This window comes from Pseudomonas sp. TE21394 (assembly GCF_054057835.1).
The window spans coordinates 2,435,116-2,456,473 of the sequence record NZ_JBSRZR010000001.1; the positions used below are offsets into that span (position 1 = coordinate 2,435,116).

16 protein-coding genes are annotated in these 21,358 nt (G+C 63.5%); 13 read left to right on the plus strand and 3 right to left on the minus strand.

From position 1 onward, the window contains the following. Positions 1-46: 46 nt before the first annotated feature. Complete coding sequence (gene putA, locus ACVWZT_RS11245) at positions 47-4,000, minus strand: trifunctional transcriptional regulator/proline dehydrogenase/L-glutamate gamma-semialdehyde dehydrogenase (protein ID WP_296233808.1); 3,954 nt, start codon at positions 3,998-4,000, stop codon at positions 47-49. 68 nt (positions 4,001-4,068) lie between these two features. On the opposite strand from putA, the gene ACVWZT_RS11250 reads away from it, so the two are divergent. The 10 genes from ACVWZT_RS11250 to ACVWZT_RS11295 all read left to right on the plus strand — a co-directional run bounded on the left by ACVWZT_RS11250 (position 4,069) and on the right by ACVWZT_RS11295 (position 15,065). After that, positions 4,069-4,251 (plus strand): hypothetical protein, encoded by a 183-nt coding sequence (locus tag ACVWZT_RS11250; RefSeq protein WP_457469358.1) that lies wholly within the window; start codon positions 4,069-4,071, stop codon positions 4,249-4,251. 104 nt (positions 4,252-4,355) lie between these two features. Continuing rightward, entirely contained in the window at positions 4,356-5,834 is a 1,479-nt protein-coding gene (gene putP / locus ACVWZT_RS11255) for a sodium/proline symporter PutP (RefSeq protein WP_296233812.1), read from the plus strand. 106 nt (positions 5,835-5,940) lie between these two features. After that, positions 5,941-6,777: a 23S rRNA (adenine(2030)-N(6))-methyltransferase RlmJ gene (locus tag ACVWZT_RS11260; RefSeq protein WP_296233813.1), complete on the plus strand. Its 837-nt coding sequence runs from the start codon at positions 5,941-5,943 to the stop codon at positions 6,775-6,777. A gap of 150 nt (positions 6,778-6,927) precedes the next feature. After that, positions 6,928-8,685, plus strand: coding sequence for a carbamoyltransferase family protein (locus ACVWZT_RS11265; RefSeq protein WP_457469360.1), 1,758 nt, complete (start codon positions 6,928-6,930; stop codon positions 8,683-8,685). Continuing rightward, positions 8,669-9,799, plus strand: a complete 1,131-nt coding sequence (locus tag ACVWZT_RS11270) for a glycosyltransferase (protein WP_457469362.1) — start codon at positions 8,669-8,671, stop codon at positions 9,797-9,799. The genes ACVWZT_RS11265 and ACVWZT_RS11270 overlap by 17 nt, the downstream gene beginning before the upstream one ends. After that, positions 9,799-10,695 (plus strand): antimicrobial resistance protein Mig-14, encoded by an 897-nt coding sequence (locus tag ACVWZT_RS11275; protein WP_457469364.1) that lies wholly within the window; start codon positions 9,799-9,801, stop codon positions 10,693-10,695. The genes ACVWZT_RS11270 and ACVWZT_RS11275 overlap by 1 nt, the downstream gene beginning before the upstream one ends. Beyond that, entirely contained in the window at positions 10,692-12,095 is a 1,404-nt protein-coding gene (locus tag ACVWZT_RS11280; protein WP_296233963.1) for a PIG-L deacetylase family protein, read from the plus strand. Before ACVWZT_RS11275 ends, ACVWZT_RS11280 begins: the two co-directional genes overlap by 4 nt. 44 nt (positions 12,096-12,139) lie before the next feature. After that, positions 12,140-13,096: a glycosyltransferase family protein gene (locus ACVWZT_RS11285; protein ID WP_457469365.1), complete on the plus strand. Its 957-nt coding sequence runs from the start codon at positions 12,140-12,142 to the stop codon at positions 13,094-13,096. Positions 13,097-13,162: 66 nt separating this feature from the next. Further along, on the plus strand, positions 13,163-13,936 hold the full coding sequence (locus ACVWZT_RS11290; RefSeq protein ID WP_296233819.1) for a glycosyltransferase family 2 protein: 774 nt from the start codon (positions 13,163-13,165) through the stop codon (positions 13,934-13,936). A 37-nt stretch (positions 13,937-13,973) separates the two neighbouring features. After that, the gene (locus ACVWZT_RS11295; protein ID WP_296233821.1) at positions 13,974-15,065 is read left to right on the plus strand and encodes a glycosyltransferase; all 1,092 of its coding nucleotides are present in this window, start codon (positions 13,974-13,976) and stop codon (positions 15,063-15,065) included. A gap of 3 nt (positions 15,066-15,068) precedes the next feature. Here ACVWZT_RS11295 and ACVWZT_RS11300 read toward each other — a convergent pair whose 3' ends face one another. Further along, complete coding sequence (locus ACVWZT_RS11300; RefSeq protein ID WP_296233823.1) at positions 15,069-15,674, minus strand: toluene tolerance protein; 606 nt, start codon at positions 15,672-15,674, stop codon at positions 15,069-15,071. Between the two features lie 101 nt (positions 15,675-15,775). Between ACVWZT_RS11300 and ACVWZT_RS11305 the strand changes: the two genes are divergently transcribed. The 3 genes from ACVWZT_RS11305 to hldE all read left to right on the plus strand — a co-directional run bounded on the left by ACVWZT_RS11305 (position 15,776) and on the right by hldE (position 20,328). Continuing rightward, the gene (locus ACVWZT_RS11305) at positions 15,776-16,951 is read left to right on the plus strand and encodes an O-antigen ligase family protein (RefSeq protein WP_457469368.1); all 1,176 of its coding nucleotides are present in this window, start codon (positions 15,776-15,778) and stop codon (positions 16,949-16,951) included. Between the two features lie 15 nt (positions 16,952-16,966). Then, positions 16,967-18,775, plus strand: a complete 1,809-nt coding sequence (gene msbA / locus ACVWZT_RS11310) for a lipid A export permease/ATP-binding protein MsbA (protein ID WP_296233825.1) — start codon at positions 16,967-16,969, stop codon at positions 18,773-18,775. Between the two features lie 131 nt (positions 18,776-18,906). Continuing rightward, the gene (hldE, locus tag ACVWZT_RS11315; protein WP_296233827.1) at positions 18,907-20,328 is read left to right on the plus strand and encodes a bifunctional D-glycero-beta-D-manno-heptose-7-phosphate kinase/D-glycero-beta-D-manno-heptose 1-phosphate adenylyltransferase HldE; all 1,422 of its coding nucleotides are present in this window, start codon (positions 18,907-18,909) and stop codon (positions 20,326-20,328) included. A gap of 26 nt (positions 20,329-20,354) precedes the next feature. Here hldE and ACVWZT_RS11320 read toward each other — a convergent pair whose 3' ends face one another. Then, positions 20,355-21,323 carry a metal ABC transporter ATPase gene (locus tag ACVWZT_RS11320; protein WP_457469370.1) on the minus strand — a complete coding sequence of 323 codons (969 nt, stop codon included), beginning with the start codon at positions 21,321-21,323 and terminating at the stop codon, positions 20,355-20,357. Positions 21,324-21,358: the final 35 nt, after the last annotated feature.

The following is a 21,358-nucleotide window of genomic DNA, read 5'->3' on the forward strand; positions in this document are numbered from 1 at the left end:
AAAAGGAGAGCCGAAGCTCTCCTTTCTCTTCAACAACCCTCAGCTATCAGCCAATGGTCATCAGGCTGGCGTTACCACCCGCCGCCGCAGTGTTAACACTCACCGCCCGCTCGATCACCAGGCGCTCCAGCGCAATCTGATGATCGCCGCTGGACAGCCCGTGCACACCGACGATCGCCCCGGCACGCTTGGCCACCTGCTGGCACACGCCGCGTAGCTGGTCCGAGTCGCCATGGTGGATCACGGCGTCGAATGCCACTTCGTCCTTGCTCCAGTCCGCCACCAGCTTGACCTTGGCCTGCAGCTCTTTCGGCAGGCGAGCGCGCAGGGCCTTGCCAGGTTCACCGTCTACCCACACCGCCGAGCTGCCCACAGCCAGCACTGCGGCGAACTGCGCCAGCAGGTCGGCTTCGTTGTCGGCCAGGCACAGCACGTGCTCGCGCGGCAGGATGGTGTAGCTGTTGCGCTCGCCGGTCGGGCCTGGCAGCAGGCGGGCAATGCCGCTCTGCGACTGGCTGGCAAACTGGCTGCACAGCGCGGCCAGGTCGGCATGCTGGTTGCTCTCGGCCCAGGCTTTCAGGCCGTGCAACGGCTTGATCAGCTGCTCGTGCAGGGTGCGGTCCGGCTTGCCTTCGCCATCCTGCTGCTGGAAATGGCGGCCAATCGCGTCGGCCGGGCGGGTCGACAGCAGGCGGTACAGGTACAGCGGGCCGCCGGCTTTCGGGCCGGTACCGGACAGGCCCTCACCACCGAACGGCTGCACACCGACCACGGCACCGACGATGTTGCGATTGACGTACATATTGCCGGCATTGGCGGTTTCCACCACCTTGGCGATGGTCTCGTCGATGCGAGTGTGCACGCCGAGGGTCAGGCCGTAACCGGAGTTGTTGATCTGCTCGATCAGTTGGTCGAGGTTGCGGCGGTTGTAGCGCACCACGTGCAGCACCGGGCCGAAGATTTCGCGCTTCAGTTCGTCGAAGCTTTCCAGTTCGATCAGGGTCGGCATGACGAAGGTACCGCGCTTGATCTCGGCGGCATCGGCAATCGCCACCTGGTAGACCGGGCGGCCTTTCTCGCGCATGCCCTGGATGTGCTTCTCGATGCCAGCCTTGGCTTCAGCGTCGATCACCGGGCCGATGTCGACGGCCAGGCGGTCCGGGCTACCCAGGCGGCTTTCGGCCATGGCTCCCTTGAGCATTTCGATCACACGGTCGGCGGAGTCTTCCTGCAGGCACAGCACGCGCAGTGCCGAGCAACGCTGGCCGGCGCTGTCGAACGCCGAGGACACCACGTCGATCACTACCTGTTCGGTCAGCGCCGAGGAGTCGACGATCATCGCGTTCTGGCCACCGGTTTCAGCGATCAGCGGGATCGGGCGGCCCTGGTTGTCCAGGCGGCCGGCGACGTTGCGCTGCAGCAGGCGGGCGACTTCGGTGGAGCCGGTGAACATCACGCCCTTGACGCGCTCATCACCGACCAGGCCGGCACCGACGGTTTCGCCACGGCCTGGCAGCAGTTGCAGCACGCCTTCCGGAATGCCGGCTTCCAGCAACAGGCGCACGGCCTGGGCGGCGATCAGCGGGGTCTGCTCGGCCGGCTTGGCCAGCACCGGGTTGCCGGCGGCCAGGGCCGCGGCCACCTGGCCGGTGAAGATCGCCAGCGGGAAGTTCCACGGGCTGATGCACACCACCGGGCCCAGTGGGCGGTGGGCGTCGTTGCTGAAGTCGTTGCGTGCCTGCACCGCGTAGTAGCGCAGGAAGTCTACCGCTTCACGCACTTCGGCGATGGCGTTGGCGAAGGTCTTGCCGGCTTCGCGGATGAGCAGGCCCATCAGCGGCTGGATCTCGGCCTCCATCAGGTCGGCGGTGCGTTCCAGGATGGCAGCACGTTCGGCCGGCGGGGTGGCCTGCCAGATCGGTGCGGCATTCAGGGCGCACTGGATGGCGTTGTCGACGTCGGCGACAGTGGCTTCCTGCACATGGCCGACCACGTCGCGGTGGTCCGCCGGGTTCAGTACGGCTACGGCAGCGCTCTCGCTGGCGGCGCAAGCCAGCAGCGGGGCGGCTTTCCAGTCGTTGTGGGCGGTGGCCAGCATGGCGCAAGACAGCGACGCCAGGCGGTGTTCGTTGGCCATGTCGATGCCGGCCGAGTTGGCCCGCTCGCTGCCATACAGTTCACGCGGCAGCGGGATGCGCGGGTGCGGCAGGCCGATGCTGCCTTCCTGGGTGCCCATGCGCTCGATGCTGGCGACGGGGTCGGCGACCAGTTCCTGGATGGAGATCGAATGGTCGGCGATGCGGTTGACGAACGAGGTGTTGGCGCCGTTCTCCAGCAGGCGGCGGACCAGGTAGGCCAGCAGCGTTTCGTGGGTGCCGACCGGTGCATAGACGCGGCACGGGCGGTTCAGCTTGCCTTCGGAAATCTTGCCGACCACTTGCTCGTACAGTGGCTCGCCCATGCCGTGCAGGCACTGGAACTCGTACTGGCCCGGGTAGTAGTTCTGCCCGGCGATGTGATAGATGGCCGACAGGGTATGGGCGTTATGGGTGGCGAACTGCGGATAGATGGCCTCGGGTACGGCCAGCAGCTTGCGGGCGCAGGCGACGTAGGACACGTCGGTGTACACCTTGCGGGTGTAGACCGGGTAGCCTTCCAGGCCCTCGACCTGGGCACGCTTGATCTCGCTGTCCCAGTAGGCACCTTTTACCAGGCGGATCATCAGGCGGTGGCGGCTGCGCTTGGCCAGGTCGATGACATAGTCGATCACATAAGGGCAGCGCTTCTGGTAGGCCTGGATGACGAAGCCGATACCGTTCCAGCCGGCCAGCGAAGGCTCGAAGCACAGGCGCTCGAGCAGGTCGAGCGACAGCTCCAGGCGGTCGGCTTCCTCGGCGTCGATGTTCAGGCCGATGTCGTACTGCTTGGCCAGCAGGGTCAGCGACAGCAGGCGCGGGTACAGCTCCTCCATCACGCGCTCGTACTGGGCGCGGCTGTAGCGCGGGTGCAGGGCCGACAGCTTGATCGAGATGCCCGGCCCTTCATAGATGCCACGGCCATGGGAAGCCTTGCCGATCGAGTGGATGGCCTGTTCATAGGACGCCAGGTACTTCTGCGCGTCGTGCTCGGTCAGTGCGGCTTCGCCGAGCATGTCGTAGGAGTAGCGGAAGCCTTTGGACTCGAAGCGGCTGGCATTGGCCAAGGCTTCGGCGATGGTTTCGCCGGTGACGAACTGCTCGCCCATCAGGCGCATGGCCATGTCGACGCCCTTGCGGATCATCGGCTCGCCGCTCTTGCCGATAATGCGGGTGAGCGAGGCAGTAAGGCCGGATTCGTTGTGGGTGGACACCAGCTTGCCGGTCAGCAGCAAGCCCCAGGTAGCCGCGTTGACGAACAGCGACGGGCTGTTGCCCAGGTGGGGCTGCCAGTTACCGGTACTGATCTTGTCGCGGATCAGTGCGTCACGGGTTCCCTTGTCGGGGATGCGCAGCAGCGCTTCGGCCAGGCACATCAGTGCCACGCCTTCCTGGGACGACAGCGAGAACTCCTGCAGCAGGCCCTGGACGATACCGGCACGGCCACCGGCGCTCTTCTGGTTACGCAGTTTTTCGGCGAGGCCGGCGGCCATCTTGTTGGTCGCCTCGGCCAGCGGCGCGCTCAGGCGAGCCTGCTCCAGCAGCATCGGCACCACTTCCTGTTCGGGGCGGCGGTAGGCGGCGGTAATCGCCGAGCGCAGCACCGACTGCGGCAAGATGCTCTCGGCGAACTCGAGGAAGCACTGGTGACTGTGGTCGGGCTGGATTTCGCCGGCGTCGTCGGCCAGGTTGCTGGCGTGACCGTTGAGTTCGGTCAGGGTGGCACCACCCTCGAGCTTCTCCAGATAGTTGAAGATCGCTTGCTTGATCAACCAGTGCGGCGTGCGGTCAATGGACTGCGCAGCTGCCTTGAGTCGCTCACGGGTCGGGTCATCGAGTTTGACCCCAAGGGTGGTCGTCGCCATTTCTTATCCTCGTTATTGCCACGGTTGTGGCCTAAGCTGGCGCCAAGAGTAGCTGTAGGACAATTCGGGTGCAACCAGGTGCAACCCTAATTTTCGATGAAAAAGGTGCAACTCGTCAGCTGGTCGATCACGGACATGTGAAAGGCGTGTTTTCGGTGCGTTTTATTCTGAAAACCAGTCTGTTTGCTCCAAAAAGGAGCAAAAAATCGGCTTTATCGGAAAATGCTCCGGCAGGTGCAACTTCTCGGTGAAAATGGTTGCACCCGCTTCACGTTGTTGAATAGCATTCGCCGCCTGGGTGCAACCGCCATGCTGCGGTTGTGCATGAGATAAAAACAAACGCCAGGGCACACATATGGGCAACCCACTAACGATCACGTTCGTGATCTACATCGCGGCAATGGTGCTGATCGGCTTCGCGGCCTATCGCTCCACCAAGAACCTTTCCGACTACATTCTTGGCGGTCGCAGCCTGGGCAGCGTGGTTACCGCGCTCTCCGCCGGTGCTTCCGACATGAGTGGCTGGCTGCTGATGGGCCTGCCGGGCGCCATCTACTTCGCTGGTTTGTCCGAGGCCTGGATCGCCATCGGCCTGACCGTCGGCGCCTACCTGAACTGGCTGTTCGTCGCTGGCCGCCTGCGCGTGCAGACCGAGCACAACGGCGATGCACTGACCCTGCCGGACTACTTCTCCAGCCGTTTCGAAGACCACAGCGGCCTGCTGCGAATCATTTCGGCCATCGTGATCCTGGTGTTCTTCACCATCTACTGCGCTTCTGGCATCGTAGCCGGTGCCCGTCTGTTCGAAAGCACCTTTGGCATGTCCTATGAAACCGCCCTGTGGGCCGGTGCGGCGGCGACCATTGCCTACACCTTCATTGGTGGCTTCCTGGCGGTGAGCTGGACCGACACCGTGCAGGCATCGCTGATGATCTTCGCGCTGATCCTCACCCCGGTGATCGTGCTGATCTCCACCGGCGGCTTCGATCAGACCTTCGCCGCTATCGAGGTGGTGAATCCGGCTCACTTCGACATGTTCAAGGGCGCGACCTTCATCGGCATCATTTCGCTGATGGGTTGGGGCCTGGGCTACTTCGGCCAGCCGCACATCCTGGCGCGTTTCATGGCAGCCGACTCGGTTAAATCGATCGCCAACGCCCGCCGCATCTCCATGACCTGGATGATCCTGTGCCTGGCTGGCACCTGCGCCGTGGGCTTCTTCGGCATTGCCTACTTCTCGGCGCACCCCGAGCTGGCAGGCCCGGTCACCGAAAACCACGAGCGTGTGTTCATCGAGCTGGCCAAGATTCTGTTCAACCCGTGGATCGCCGGTGTGCTGCTGTCGGCCATCCTGGCGGCGGTGATGAGTACCCTGAGCTGCCAGCTGCTGGTTTGCTCCAGCGCCCTGACCGAAGACTTCTACAAGGCTTTCCTGCGCAAGAACGCTTCGCAAGTCGAGCTGGTGTGGGTCGGTCGCCTGATGGTCCTGGCCGTAGCGCTGATCGCCATCGCCATGGCCGCCAATCCGGAAAACCGTGTACTGGGCCTGGTGGCATACGCCTGGGCTGGTTTCGGTGCCGCATTCGGCCCGGTAGTGCTGATTTCGGTACTGTGGAAAGGCATGACCCGTAACGGCGCACTGGCCGGTATCGTGGTCGGTGCGCTGACCGTGATCCTGTGGAAGAACTTCGACACCCTCGGGCTGTACGAAATCATCCCGGGCTTCCTGTTCGCCAGCATTGCCATCGTTGTGGTGAGCAAGCTGGGCAGCCCTTCGAAAGCGATGGTACAGCGCTTCGAAACGGCTGATGCGGCGTATCACGCTGACAAGTAACACCGGTTGAAACGGCGGCGCCTGCCTGGCGGGCGTCGCTGATCGACAGCCAGGCCTGACTCCGCCTGCAAGGCAAGGTAAACTTGCCGCCCCCGCAGGAGTTGCCATGAATTATCGTCACGCCTTCCACGCCGGCAACCACGCCGACGTCCTCAAGCACATTGTGCTGACCCGCCTCATCGCCCTGATGTCGCGCAAGGAGCAGCCGTTCGCCTACATCGATACCCACGCAGGGCTCGGCTTGTACGACCTGCAAGGTGACCAGGCAACCCGGACCGGCGAATACCTGGAAGGGGTGGCCCGCCTGTGGAGCCGCGACGACCTGCCGGCCATGGCTGCTGACTACCTGCGCATCATCAAGCGCCTGAACGCCGATGGCGAGTTGCGCTATTACCCCGGTTCGCCCGAGCTGGCCCGCCGCCTGATGCGCCAGCAGGATCGCGCCCTGCTCAACGAGAAGCATCCCGAAGACGGGCCGCTGCTCAAGGAGAACATGAAGAAGGACCCGCGTGTGGTCGTGCACCTGGGCGAAGGCTGGCATGTGCCGCGAGCCCTGCTGCCGGTGCAGGAAAAGCGCGCGATCATGCTGATCGACCCGCCATTTGAACAGGCTGATGAACTGAAGCGCTGCACCACGGCGATGAAAGAAGCGATCAGCCGCATGCGCCAGACGGTCGCGGCCATCTGGTATCCGATCAAGGATCAGCGCTCGCTGACCCGTTTCTACCAGGACCTGACCAGCACCGGCGCACCGAAGCTGCTGCGTGTCGAGCTGTACGTGCACCACCAGGACAGCCCGCAGGGCCTGAATGGTTCGGGCCTGGCCATCGCCAACCCGCCATGGGGGCTGGAGGACGAACTGAAGGAGCTGCTGCCCTGGCTGGCCAAGGAGCTGGCGCAGACCGCCGGCAGCTACCGCATGGACTGGTTGATCGCTGAATAAGCTTATCTTGCCTGCCTGTACTGGCTTGCCGGCAATGGGGGCGGTACGGGTTGCCGCGTTGTGCACATGTTTGCGTTATAATCCCGCCCTTTAGCCGCCACCCGCCCGCTGGGCCGCTGGCGCATTTCTACGAATGAAGAGGCTGATCCCTTGGCATTGACGATTCTTGGCCTGTCCGGCGCCCTTAGCCATGACCCTTCCGCGGCCCTGTACATAGACGGCAAGCTGGTTGCCGCCGCCGAAGAAGAGCGCTTCGTGCGTGACAAGCATGCGAAGAACCGCATGCCCTACGAGTCGGCGAAGTTCTGCCTGGAGCAGGCCGGCATCAAGCCATCCGATGTCGACGTGGTAGCCATCCCGTTCGCCCCGATCAGCCTGTTCGGCAAGGCACGCTGGCACTATGCCAAGCGTTACTGGTACGCCCCGGATCGTGCCCTCGACGCCATCCTGATGGGAAACCGCCGCTACAAGCGCTACCGCAAGAAGATCGTCTGGTGCCTGGAGCAGCTGGGCTTCGACCCGAAAAAGGTCAAGATCGAGCCGGTCGAGCACCACCTGGCCCACGCCTCCAGCGCTTACCACTGCTCGGGCTTCAAGGAAAAGACCGCAATTCTCGGCATCGACGGTAAAGGCGAATATGCCACCACCTTCTTTGGCTACGGCGAAAACGGCAAGATTCACAAGATCAAGGAATTCTTCGACCCGGACTCGCTCGGTGGCCTGTACGGCGCAATCACCGAGTTCCTCGGTTTCGAGATGCTCGACGGCGAGTTCAAGGTCATGGGCATGGCGCCGTATGGCGACGCCAGCAAATACGACTTCTCGCGCCTGGCCAGCTTCGAAAACGGCGAGCTGGTGATCAACACCGAATACGCCAACGTGATCGGGCTGCGCCGCTACAAGGAGAAGGGCAAGGGCTTCTACTTCTCGCCGAAACTGATCGAATGGCTCGGCCCCAAGCGCGAGGGCGACATCGCCGATGAGCCGTACATCCATTACGCAGCCAGCATGCAGGCGCTGTTCGAGAAAATCGCCCTGCAGATGATCGACCATTACCTGGGCGACACCCTGCGTGAAACCGGCAAGCTGGCCTTCGCTGGCGGCTGTGCGCTGAACGTCAAGCTCAACCAGAAGATCATCGCCCGTTCCGATGTGAAGGAGCTGTTCGTACAGCCAGCCTCCGGTGACGCCGGCACCGCCGTGGGCGCTGCAGCCTACGTTTCCCACGCCCGTGGCGTACCGGTCGAGAAGATGGAACACGTCTACCTCGGCCCGTCGTATTCCAACGAAGACGTGATCGCTGCCTGTGCCCGCCACCCGAACGCGCCGAAGTGGCGCAGGCTCGACGACATGCCGCAGCGCATTGCCCGGATCATGGTCGATGGCAACCCGGTGGCCTGGTTCCAGGGCCGCATGGAGTTCGGCCCGCGTGCGCTGGGTGGCCGTTCGATCATCGGTTGCCCGAGCGTGCCGGGCGTGGCCGACCGCATCAACGAGCAGATCAAGTTCCGCGAACGCTGGAGGCCTTTCTGCCCGTCGATGCTCGACACCGTCGCCCCGCAGATGATCAAGGTCGACCACCCGGCGCCGTTCATGACCTTCACCTTCGAAGTGGCTGAAGAGTGGAAGACCCGTGTGCCGGAAGTGGTCCACGAGGATGGCACGTCGCGGGCCCAGGTGCTCAAGCGCGAATACAACCCGCGCTACTACGACATGATGAAGGCGCTGGAGGACCTGACTGGCAATGGCGTGTCGCTCAACACCTCGTTGAACCGCCGTGGTGAACCGATGATCTGCTCGCCGACCGACGCCTTGAACATGTTCTTCGGCTCGGATCTGCAGTACCTCATCATGGAGGACATCCTGGTGGTGAAGGACGGCGCAGCCCTGTATGACCAGCCGCTCTGAACCGCGCGTCCTGCAGTTCTGCCATGGCTATGACGGGCCGTTCCTGGACTGCGCCCGTCAGTACGCCAGCCTGTTCCAGGGGCATGGCTACCAGGTGATCACGGTGTTCCTCACCGGCGCTGCCGACCCGCAAGTGGCGGCCGGCTGCGCCTCGGACGAGGTACTGTTCCTGGAATTCAGCTCCAAGGCCGTGCGCGGCCTGAAGCTCGGCGCCATCCGCGCGTTGCGGCGGATTGCCGCCGAGCGCAATTTCACCTTCTGCATTGCCCATCGCTTCAAGCCGATCTACGTGGCGCTGCTGGGTACCGGCTTGCCGGTGATCGGCGTGCACCATGCCTTTGGCGACTACCAGCGCAAGGGCCGCCGCCTGTTCGCCAACCTGTTCAGCCAGCGCCTGAGCCTGCTCGGGGTATCAGACGCAGTGCGTGACGAGATGCGCAGCTGCCTGCCGAAGTGGCCAGCCGAACGTATCCAGACCCTTTACAACCGCATCGACATCGAAGCCCTGCAAGCGGCCCTGGTGCCACGCGCCGAAGCCCGTCAGGCCCTGGGCCTGGATGCGCAGGCATGGATTGTCGGCAATGTCGGGCGCCTGCACCCGGACAAGGACCAGGCCACCCTGTTGCGTGGCTTTGCCGAAGCGCTGCCGGGGCTGCCGGCCGGTGCACGTCTGGCGATCCTCGGCAAGGGCCGCCTGGAGGTCAGGCTCAAGGCCCTGGCCGCCGAACTGGGCGTTGCCGGGCAAGTGGACTTCCTTGGCCAGGTGCCCGACGCACGCCGTTATTTCCAGGCGTTCGACGTGTTTGCCCTCAGTTCCGACCATGAGCCGTTCGGCATGGTCCTGCTCGAGGCGATGGCCGCCGGAGTTCCCGTGCTGGCAACGGCCTGTGGCGGTGCGCGCGAAGTGGTCGAGGGTGTCGGCGTGCTGTTCCCGCTGGGCGATGCCGGCCAGCTGGCCCAAGGCCTGAAGCACATGGCCGTGCTTGATGAGCCGCAGCGCCAGGCCTGTACCGCGCACATGCTGCAGCGTCTGCGTGAGCGCTTCTCCGACCAGGCGGTGCGCGAAGCCTTCTGGCAGCTGCCGCAAGTCCGTTCTCTGGTAGGGAAGGCTTGATGCTCAACCGTATTCAGGCCTTCCGCGAACGCGGTTGGCAAACCATCGACGCCAAAGCCTACGCCGAGGCATGGACCCGCTTTGGCGGCAGCGTCGCTACCCATCCGCTGGTCGTCGAACAACTGGCCGACCTGGCGCAGCTGCCGGTGCGTTACCTGGGGTGGCATCAGGCTGGCGTGCTGAAGGCAGCCATCCCGGCCTGGGGCCACCACCTGGCGCTGTCCAAGGATGTGCTCAAGCGTACCGGCAAGAAAGCCCTGTTCGACCTGGGCAATGCCGAAATCATCCTGCCGGCGGCGGCCGATGCCGCAGCGCCGTTGCGCCATACGGCGCGTTACCTGTCCGAACTGAACCAGGGCCGCTTCAGTGGCCTCAAGGCGCAGAAGGAACAGTTGGCCATGGCGCGTGCACCGGAAGAGCTGTCGAAGAAGTTCCGCTACAACCAGCGCCGCGAGCTGCGCCTGCTGGAAGAGGCGGGCGGGGTGGTGCGTCCGATCGGCGACTTCAGCGCGCAGGAGATTGCCAGCATGTACTGCGACCTGTTCCAGCGTCGCTGGGGCTTCCCGGCCACCGGGGCCGAGCGCATGGCCGATGTGCTGGAGCGCTTGCGCGAGCTGCTGATCGGTTCGGTGCTGCTGCTGGATGGCAAGCCGATTGCGATCCAGCTGGTGTACCGTGTCGAAGCGCCGGAGTGGATCAGCGTCGAATACATCAATGGTGGTGTCGACCCGCAAACCAAGGCCTTCAGCCCCGGTAGCGTCTTGAGCTTCCTCAACACCCAGGCTGCCTGGGAGGATGCCCGGGCGCGCAACAAGCCGCTGCGGTTCTCGTTCGGTCGTGCCGACCGCGAGTACAAGGACCGCTGGTGCAACCCCGTGTCGGTATACCAGGCGTGAGCCGCAAGCAGCAGTTGCTCAAACGCCATCGGCGCAACAAGCGCCTGGGCCTGCTGGTGGGCGTGGTTGCGCTGGTTGCCCTGGGGCTATTCACCTGGTGGTGGCTGCCGCTGCTGCTGTTGCCGCTGTTGTGGGCGGGCCATGAAGCCTGGTTTGCCGACCATCTGTTCTATGCGCCCAGCGAGGACTACGCCTATGACTTCGGCGACCAGGCCCGGCCGGTTGCCGCCAGCCTGGACGCTGGCCTGCTCAAGGCCGATTGCGTGCTGCAGGGCAACGAAACCTTGATCCTCGAGTTGCGCGTGAAAAGCACCTGGCTCGGGCGCTTCTTCGACCCTCGGGTCGAACTGCTGGCTACCGGGCAGGACGACCGGCAAACCTTCGAGCGCGGTGTCGATGGCATGCGGTTCCTCAACCTGAGCGGCCTGGCGGCACCTTTGCAAGCCGGTTCGTTGCGCCTGCGTGGCCGTCATTGCCGGTTGCAAGGCCAGCCGCGCCTGTGGATAACCCCGCCGGTCGAGCTGCAACGGCGCCGGGTCATGGTGATTGCGCCGCATGCCGATGACGCCGAGCTGGCCGCTTATGGTCTCTACAGCCAGGCTGACGAAACCTGGGTGGTGACCCTGACCGCCGGTGAGATCGAGGCTGAACACTACCAGCAGATGGGCCTGGCCAAGGCCGAGGCTGCACGGCTGAAAGGCCGCTTGCGGGCCTGGGACAGCATCGCCGTGCCACGCTGGGCCGGCGTCCCGGAATCGCATTGCGTGCAACTGGGTTATTTCTGCCTGCAACTGCCCGCCATGCAGGCCGCGCCAGACCAGCCGGCCGCTTCCCGTGAGGCTGGACTCGCCGATATCCGTATGTTCCGCCAGTTCAACCCGTTCCCACTGCCGGCCGATGGCGATGGCGCGCCGACCTGGCACAACCTGCTTGCCGACCTGCGGACCTTGCTGGAAATGGTCAGGCCGCAAGTGCTGGTGATGCCGCACCCGCAGCTCGACCCGCACCCCGACCACGTCTGCGCCCAGGCCGCAGTGCTGGAGGCCTTGCAAGGCCTGGCCTGGCAGCCGCAAACCTTGCTCTGCTATGCCAACCACCTGCATGACAACGACCGTTGGCCGATGGGTGACAGTGGCGATGGCGTGGCGTTGCCACCGCAGATGAGCGCTGATCAGGCCTGGGCGCCCTGTAGCCTGGTGCTCGACCTGGCGACCCAACGCGACAAGGCCATGGCCCTGGGCATGATGCACGACCTGCAGCCGCCCGCGCCGTTCAAGCGCCGAGTGCGCCGCTGGTTGCAGCGTTGGCTGGCCGGACGGAGACCATCGCCTTACGGGGAGAACGAGTTCTTCCGCAAGGCCGTGCGCCGCCATGAACTGTTCTGGCGGCGCGAGCTGTAGACCCCATGGTTGACCGCGATGGCGCAGAGCGCCCAAGGAAAGCAATGAAAGTCCTATTTCTGGTGCAGAAGGAACAGCGGGCCATTCTCGACCGCCTGTACGATGGCGTCGCGGCCAACTGCGAATGTGACCTGCGCTGGCTGACCAGCGAAGACCAGCGTAACCTGCGTCGCTATTTCAAGCGGGAAGTGCAGGTCGAGCGCTATGACCGCATCCTGTTCTTCCTGCGCTTCAAGCAAGAGATTCGCCAGGTGGCGTTCATCCGCACGGTGCCGAACCTGGTCATTCTCGAACATGATGCCTACCAGAACTACATCCCGTGCAAGTACACCGGCAAGTTCAGTGCGCATTATCGCCAACTGCCATGGGCGCGGGTGATCAGCTCCGGGTACATGGTCAGCGAGCGCCTGCGCCAGGAAGGGTTCGATGCCGTGTTCGTGCCCAAGGGTTACGACGAGCACTTGCTCAGTGACCAGGGGCGCGAGCGTGACATCGAGCTGGCGTTTGTCGGCAGCACCAACAGTGTCGCCTATAGCGGACGCAAGGCGCTGCTGGACGAGCTGGGCCGGGTGGAGAACCTGGTGGTGACCCGTACCAAATCGGGCGAGGACTACTGCAACACGCTCAATCGTATCCGCTTCTTCGTCAGTGCCGATGTCGGCATGGGCGAATACATGATCAAGAACTTCGAAGCCATGGCCTGCGGCTGTGTGTTGCTGGCGTACGACCAGGGCGAGGCAGAAAACCGCGCGCTGGGCCTGCAGGACATGCACAACGTGGTGTTTTATGACAGCATCCCGACCCTTCAGGAAAAACTCCGCTGCTTGCGTGCGGACCCTGCACTGGCCCGGCAGATTGCAGAAAATGGTCGCCATCTGGCGGTTTCCCGTTTCAGTTTCGGGGCCGTTGGACGTAGCATCGTCGACCACATGCGCCCGGCGCTCAGGCCCCATCCGCCGTTGTCTGCATGGCAGCGGCTGCGCCTGAAGCTGGGCATCTAACACAAGAACTTTCGCCCGTACGGAGCGGGTGTTGAAAGTCGATAGTCGCAAGGCGGAGGGAGTCCGGTGCGCTTTTCAAATGATAGTGATGTCACGCTCGTCGTGACCAGCTGTGGGCGGTTCGATCTGCTCAAAGATACCCTTGAGAGTTTCGATCGCTACAACACCGCGCCCATTCGTGAGGTATTCATCACCGAGGATTCCGGTGACGATGCCGTGCACGCCGCTGTGCCGGAGCACTGGAAACCGCACTGCAAGGTGTTCGTCAACCGGCCCAAGCTCGGTCAGTTGCCGTCCATCGACCTGGCCTACAGCCACGTCAGGACGCCGTACATCTTCCACTGCGAGGATGACTGGCATTTCTACCGCCAGGGCTTCGTCGAAGACTCGCGGGCCATTCTGCAGGCCAGCCCCGACCTGTTGCAGGTGTGGCTGCGCAGCCACGCCCATGACTTGGCCATCCACAGCCCCTATATCCACCTGGGCGATCGTCAGGTGATCGCCGGTGTGCCTTGTTATCCGCTGCTGTCCGAGAAGGCCGAGTGGCAGGCCTTTTCGCTCAACCCAGGGTTGCGTCGGCTGGCCGACTACCAGCGCTGCGCGCCATTTGCCGCCTATTCTGGGGAAAAGGCTCTTTCCCGACGCTATGCTGAGTTAAATCTGACAGCGGTCACCCTGGAGGGTGATGCAGTATTGCACACCGGGTTTGGTAACCATGTGACCTTGCCCATCGAAGTGGAGCGCAAGGCAAAGCGTCGTAAGCGGGATCGGATCAAGTTGGCATTGACGTTGGTGGCAGGTGCCGTAATCGGCATGGCAATCACCCTATTTGTTCAATGAAGTCGCTGTCCCACCTGACATGAGCGGGAGCGGACCCATGAACATCGTCAATATGATGTGGGCGGGTGGAACGCCGTACATGTCCATCCACAAGGTGCATCGGCAAGTATTATCGCACGCGGGTGCCGATGCCCGTATCAGTAACTGGCTACTGCTCGGTAGCGGGCTCTGCTGTGGGCTCGGCTCGACCCGGGAGTGGCACATGCCGTCACGGGCCCTGAAAGGGCGGCACCTGTGGCGCCTTTTGCGTCCATGGTTACGCATGCGCTTGCGCAAGGCGCTGGACGAGGCCCAGGCCGAAGTGGTGCTGCTCGACGGCGTCGGCGTGGCGCGGCTGGTGTTGCCGTTGCTGCAGCAGGTTCCGCGGCTGCGCGCCAAGGTACTGTTCCATGGCAAGACGCGGCTGAGTGCCAGTGATTTGCGCCTGCTACGCATGTTCCCGGCAGAGCGGCTGAGCATTGCCGCTGTTTCCCAGACGCTCGCGGCGGCGCTTGAAAACGATCTGGGCAGGCCCGTGCAGACGTTGCGCATGGCCCTGGATCCGCGGGCTTTCGCCGAGCCGTTGTTGAGCCGCGAAGCGGCCAGACAAGCGCTGGACTTGCCAGCGGCCAGCGGTTTGCTACTGGGTGCGGTCGGGCGGCTGGTGGAGAGCAAAGGCTTCGAGATGCTGATCGAGGCCTTTGCCAAGGCCAGCGCGCGCCAGCCGGGGCTGCAATTGGCGATCATCGGTGAAGGCCCGCTGCATGCGGCGCTGCAGGCGCGTATCGACGCGCTGGGCCTGGCCGGGCGCGTACACCTGAGCGGTCACCGCGACGACCTGCAGCAACTGTACCGTGCATTCGACTGGCTCATGGTCCCTTCGCGTTCCGAAGGACTGGGGCTGGTAGTGCAGGAAGCGGTCATGGCCGATGTGCCGGTGGTCTGCAGCGACCTGCAGGTATTCCGTGAGCAGTTGCGGGACACGGGTTGCTACCTGCCAATTGCCGATGAAGACGCCTGGGCCAAGGCGATCGAGCAATGCGCGACGCTCGATGGCCCTGCAGCGGCCGCCCGGCAGCGCCAGGCGCTGGCCCCGGAGCAGGCCTGGCAAGCGTTCAGCAACGGCTCGCATAACCTGCTGCGCGGTTGACCTTCAGCGCGCCAGCAGGGCTGCCTCGAAGGCGGCAACGGGGAACCGGTCACCGAGGTTCTCCCGCTCGATGTAGCGCACCATGTGCTGCACGTTGCGACGAATCATGCGCGCCGACAATGGCGCGCGCAGGAAACGCATGTCCGCCACGTCGATCAGGCCCAGCTGATGGTCGGGGGTAACCACCACATTGCCCAAGTGCAGGGAGCGGAAGTACACGCCGCTGCGATGCAACTGGCGGATCAGCTCGATCAGGCGCGGCAGGTAGATATCCCAGCTGAAACCGTCGTCGCGCGACATCTGCAACAAGGTCCGCCCTGGCAGCGGGCGATACAGCACCGCAGTGCGACCTGGCAGGTCGAGCTTGTGCTGGCTGATCACTTCCAGGGTGGGAATGCCCATTTGCGCCAGGCGTGCGGCATTGTCGACGAAGCGCTGCGAGTACGGACGCAGCAGTGCAGATGAAATCAGGCGCTTGCGACGAAAAACCTTGAGGAAATTACCATCCGCGAGAAGGTAGACTTTGGCGCCATGGCTATCTGCCTCAAGCACCTGAGCGCCTTGTGTCAGCTGATCGAAGTCGACCTGGGGGAGCCGGGAGCATTGCATGAATAGGGCCTTGTCGTCTGGCGAACAAAATGACCGGCAATAATGCCGAAAATAATGCAGTAGCACCATGGATGGTGTATTTGATTCATCGGGGGAAGAGGATGTTGTATCGAAAAAGCTGGGCTCGAGCCTGGTTGGGCTTGGGTCTGGTCTGGTTCCTGGCGGCCATCGCCCTGGCACCCAGCAACAAGATTTATCAGCAAGGCCTGGTGTTGTTCCTGTGGTTGCCCACGCTGGTCCTGGCCTGGTCCGCCAGGCATGTCCTGGTGCAGGCCTGGAAGCATCAGCCAGCTTTGTGGGGCAGCGTGCTGTTGCTGTTGGCATGGAGCGGGCTGAGCCTGACATGGTCGATAGCAGAAGATCCGGGGCGAGAGGCCAAGCGGTTGCTTTACATCCTGATCTTCCTGCTGGCGTTTCCACTGCTGGCACAGCTTGGCCAGGCACGCATTCGCCAGTTGTTGCTGGCCGGCAGCGCATTGCTGGCCGTTGCCGCGCTGGTCTCCGTGATCCGTTTCTATGGCATGCAGGGCGAGCCTTTGCTGGCTCGCCTGCAAGGCATCGGTGAAATATCGCACCCGATCCTGGGTGCTTATGTCATCGGCTCGGCCGTGCTCTTCCTGCTCTACCTGCCGCCACGGCAACGCGGCCTGCAGCTGTTGTGGCTGGCAGCGCTGGCCTGTCTGGGCGCGTTCGCCATGCTCAGCCAGAGCCGTGGCGCGGTATTGGCTCTGGTGCTGACCGTGATCCTGGCCCCGCTGTGGTTCCGTGACTGGCATAGCCGGGTGTTTTCGATCCTGGCGGCCACTGCCACTGGTCTGGCCTTCTACCTGGTGTATGACCTGATCACCCAGCGCGGCTCGTCCTACCGGCCGGAAATCTTCCGTGCCGTGGTCGACATGATTGCGGCACATCCGTGGACCGGTCTCGGCCTGGGGGCAGCCTACGACGTGAGTGCGGTGGGCAAGCACTTCGACCACACCCATAACATGTTCACCCATATCGCGGTGGAAATCGGCCTGCCCGGTATGGTGCTGTGGGTTTTGGTATGGCTGTACACGCTGGGTGAAATCGTACGTGCACGCAACACACTGTTCGGCAAGATCCTGCTCGGCTTCTGGGTTTATTCGACCCTGGCCATGCAGTTCGATGCCGCCAGCCTCACCGGTACCCCACGTGCCGAATGGTTCATCAGCTGGCTGCCCGTGGGCCTGGCCATGTTGCTGCCGTGGGGGCGTGCCGAAAATGTCGCCTGTGGTAAAATTGCCGGTTCAACCTGAACAGCGAGCTCGATAATGGCCGAAACACCGCGACCGGCGGAACACACCTCCAGCCTGAAGATCTACTTCCGGCTGCTGAGCTATGTGAAACCCTATGTCGGCATTTTCCTGCTGAGCATCGTTGGTTTCGTGATCTTTGCCTCGACCCAGCCGATGCTGGCCGGCATCCTCAAGTACTTCGTCGATGGGCTGAGCAACCCCGAAGCGGTGTTGTTCCCCAACGTTCCCTACCTGCGTGACCTGCAGTTGCTGCAGGCCGTACCGCTGCTGATCATCCTCATTGCCGCGTGGCAGGGCCTGGGTTCGTTCCTTGGCAACTACTTTCTGGCCAAGGTTTCCTTGTGCCTGGTGCACGACCTGCGCGTGGAGTTGTTCAACAAGCTGCTGGTCCTGCCCAACCGCTACTTCGACAACCACAACTCCGGGCACCTGATTTCGCGCATCACCTTCAACGTGACCATGGTCACCGGTGCGGCCACCGATGCAATCAAGGTCGTGATCCGCGAAGGTCTGACCGTGGTGTTCCTGTTCGCCTACCTGCTGTGGATGAACTGGCACCTGACCCTGGTGATGATTGCCATCCTGCCGTTGATCGCGGTAATGGTCAGTGTCGCCAGCAAGAAATTCCGCAAGCAGAGCAAGAAGATCCAGGTGGCCATGGGCGACGTCACTCATGTCGCTTCGGAAACCATCCAAGGCTACCGCGTGGTGCGCAGCTTCGGCGGCGAGGCCTACGAGGAGCAGCGTTTCGGCAAGGCCAGCCAGAGCAACACCGACAAGCAGTTGCGCATGACCAAGACCGGTTCGTTGTACACGCCGATGCTGCAGCTGGTGATCTACATCGCCATGGCTGCGCTGATGTTCCTGGTGCTGTTCCTGCGCGGCGAGTCCACCGCCGGTGACCTGGTGGCCTATATCACCGCTGCTGGTTTGCTGCCCAAGCCGATTCGCCAGCTTTCCGAGGTAAGTTCGACAATCCAGAAGGGCCTGGCCGGAGCCGAGAGCATCTTCGAGCAACTGGACGAAGCGCCTGAAGTGGACACCGGCACCGTCGAGAAAGAGCGGGTTGAAGGACGCCTGGAGGTACGCAACCTGAGCTTCACCTACCCGGGCACTGATCGCGAGGTGCTCAGCGACATCAGCTTCGTCGCCGAGCCTGGGCAGATGATTGCCCTGGTGGGCCGCTCCGGCAGCGGCAAATCGACCCTGGCAGCGCTGATCCCGCGGTTCTATCACCACGACCAGGGGCAGATCCTGCTCGACGGCGTGGAAATCGAGAACTATCGCCTGCGCAACCTGCGCCGCCATGTTTCTCAGGTGACCCAGCACGTCACCCTGTTCAACGATACCGTGGCCAACAACATCGCCTATGGCGACCTGGCCGGCGCACCGCGCGCCGCCATCGAAGCTGCTGCGGCCGATGCCTATGCCAAGGAGTTCGTCGACCGGTTGCCGAAAGGCTTCGATACCGAAGTGGGTGAAAACGGCGTCCTGCTTTCCGGCGGCCAGCGCCAGCGCCTGGCCATCGCCCGGGCGCTGCTGAAAAACGCACCGCTGCTGATCCTCGACGAAGCCACTTCGGCGCTGGATACCGAGTCCGAGCGGCATATCCAGGCTGCCCTGGACCACGTGATGCAAGGCCGGACCACGCTGGTGATTGCCCACCGTCTGTCGACCATCGAGAAGGCCGACCAGATCCTGGTCATGGACCAGGGCCGCCTGGTCGAACGTGGCACCCATGCCGAGCTGCTTGCGGCTAATGGCCATTATGCCCGCCTGCATGCCATGGGCCTGGATGAGCAGGCCAAGGCCGATATCACCTGAACCCCTCGTTGATCGGGGCCATCACGGCCCCGATTGTCACGGGAATTTTCCCAGGGTGATCTGGCCGTAAAGCCGTTCTCAACCCTGTGCTAATATCCTGCCCCTGTTCATTATTTCCATATGGGTTGCCCATGAAGTTGTCCCTGCCGCGTTTCGATCAAGCCCCGGTACTGGTGGTCGGCGATGTCATGCTCGACCGCTACTGGCATGGCGGTACTTCGCGTATCTCGCCGGAAGCGCCAGTCCCGGTGGTCAAGGTCGACCAGATCGAGGATCGCCCCGGGGGCGCGGCCAACGTTGCCTTGAACATTGCCGCCCTGGGTGCACCAGCTTCGCTGATTGGCGTCACCGGCCAGGACGAGGCCGCCGACAGCCTGGCCAACAGCCTGCAGGCCGCCGGCGTGCGTTCGGTGTTCCAGCGCATCGCGCACCAGCCGACCATCGTCAAGCTGCGGGTCATGAGCCGTCACCAGCAACTGCTGCGCATCGATTTCGAAGAACCGTTCGCCACCGACCCGCTGTCGCTGGGGGCTGAGGTCGACAGCCTGCTCGAGGGCGTCAAGGTGCTGGTCCTGTCCGACTACGGCAAGGGCGCACTGAAAAATCACCAGGGCCTGATCCAGGCGGCGCGGGCCAAGGGCATTCCGGTGCTGGCCGACCCCAAGGGCAAGGACTTTTCGATCTACCGCGGTGCCAGCCTGATCACACCGAACCTCAGCGAGTTCGAGACCATCGTCGGCCGTTGCGCCGATGAGGCCGATCTGGTCGCCAAGGGCCTGCAGTTGCTGCAAGACCTCGACCTGGGGGCCCTGCTGGTGACCCGTGGCGAGCACGGCATGACCCTGCTGCGCAGCGGCCAGCCGGCGCTGCACTTGCCGGCACGGGCGCGGGAAGTATTCGACGTGACCGGTGCCGGCGATACCGTCATCTCCACCCTCGCGGCAGCCATCGCTGCCGGAGAGGACCTGCCGCACGCGGTGGCACTGGCCAACCTGGCGGCGGGTATCGTGGTCGGCAAACTGGGCACTGCGGCGATCAGCGCCCCTGAGCTGCGCCGGGCCATCCAGCGTGAGGAAGGCTCCGAGCGCGGCGTGCTGGGCCTGGAGCAGTTGCTGCTGGCCATCGATGATGCGCGGGCGCACAAAGAGAAGATCGTCTTTACCAACGGTTGCTTCGACATCCTGCACGCGGGCCATGTCACCTACCTGGAGCAGGCCCGTGCCCAAGGCGACCGCCTGATCGTCGCGGTCAACGACGATGCCTCGGTCAGCCGCCTGAAAGGGCCGGGCCGGCCGATCAACAGCGTCGACCGGCGCATGGCCGTATTGGCCGGGCTGGGAGCAGTGGACTGGGTGATCAGCTTCCCCGAGGGTACCCCGGAAAACCTGCTGAGCCAGGTCAAGCCCGATGTGCTGGTCAAGGGTGGTGACTATGGCATCGACCAGGTGGTGGGCGCCGATATCGTCAAGGCCTACGGCGGTACCGTGAAGGTGCTGGGGCTGGTCGAGAACAGCTCGACCACGGCGATTGTCGAGAAGATCCGCAAGAACTGAAGCCGGGGCCGCGCGGCGGCCCCTGATCACTTGTGCAGCGAAATACGCGCCCGCTCCAGCAGCGCCCGCGCCTTGTCTCCAAAGCGTTGCAGGTGCGAGGCTCGCACCGGCTTGCTTTCCACTAACCCCTGCTGCTTCACCCAATCCTTCCAGCGCACCCGCTCTTCCTTCACCATCCAACCCTCCTGGTGAGCAAAACTTTCAGCCAGGTGTAGCCCCCGCGTGCTTGCCGGCACCAGTTCATCCTTCTTGAGCGTATACAGCTCAGGCAATGGCTGGCCATCCTGCAAAGGCATCAGGTACAGGTCCGGCCGTTTGCGGTTGAGCCGCGCCACCAGTTGGTCACCCTCGAGCCGCTCGTCGACGTGGAACAGGCTGAGCTTCTTGGCTTCCCGAGGTACCTGCAGGCGCATGTCATAGATCAGCTGCAACGAGGCGGTAGGAAGGTGTACATAAGCACGTGGCCGCTCCAGCAGCATCAATTTGCCGCAATGCACCGGGCGCGCGGCACCGGACTGCGGGGTCAGCACAAAGTGTGGGTTTTCGCGATAGTGCAGGGCGGCCGCGTAGGGCACAGGCAGCCAGGTATCGTTGAAGCGCCCGCCCAGCCAGCCTTCCGGGGTTTCCAGCAGGCATTCCTCGGCGACTTCCTGCACGGCGGTGTGCAACGGCAGGTTCAGCTCCTGCGCCGGCACGTAACCGGAAATCAGTTTCAGCACCACATCGCCACGGTCCTGTCGACGCTGGCGTACCAACACCCAGTAATCGCGGTTTTGCCAATGCAAGGTCAGCCGCACCGATACACCCAGGTTGGCCAGCTCCACCACGAAGCGCTGCGCATCGGGCAACTGGATGGCCTTGCGCCGCTGCTGGGTCTGGGCGAAATTCAGCGGCATGCCGATGCTCTGGTAGATCAGCCCTTCGGGCGTGGCCTCGACATGCAGCGGCAGCGTCTTGAAGTTGCTCGGGTTCTTGCGGATCAGCGTTCGCGCCACGCGGCTCCTCCTTGCGTCGGGTCAGTCTCCAGGCT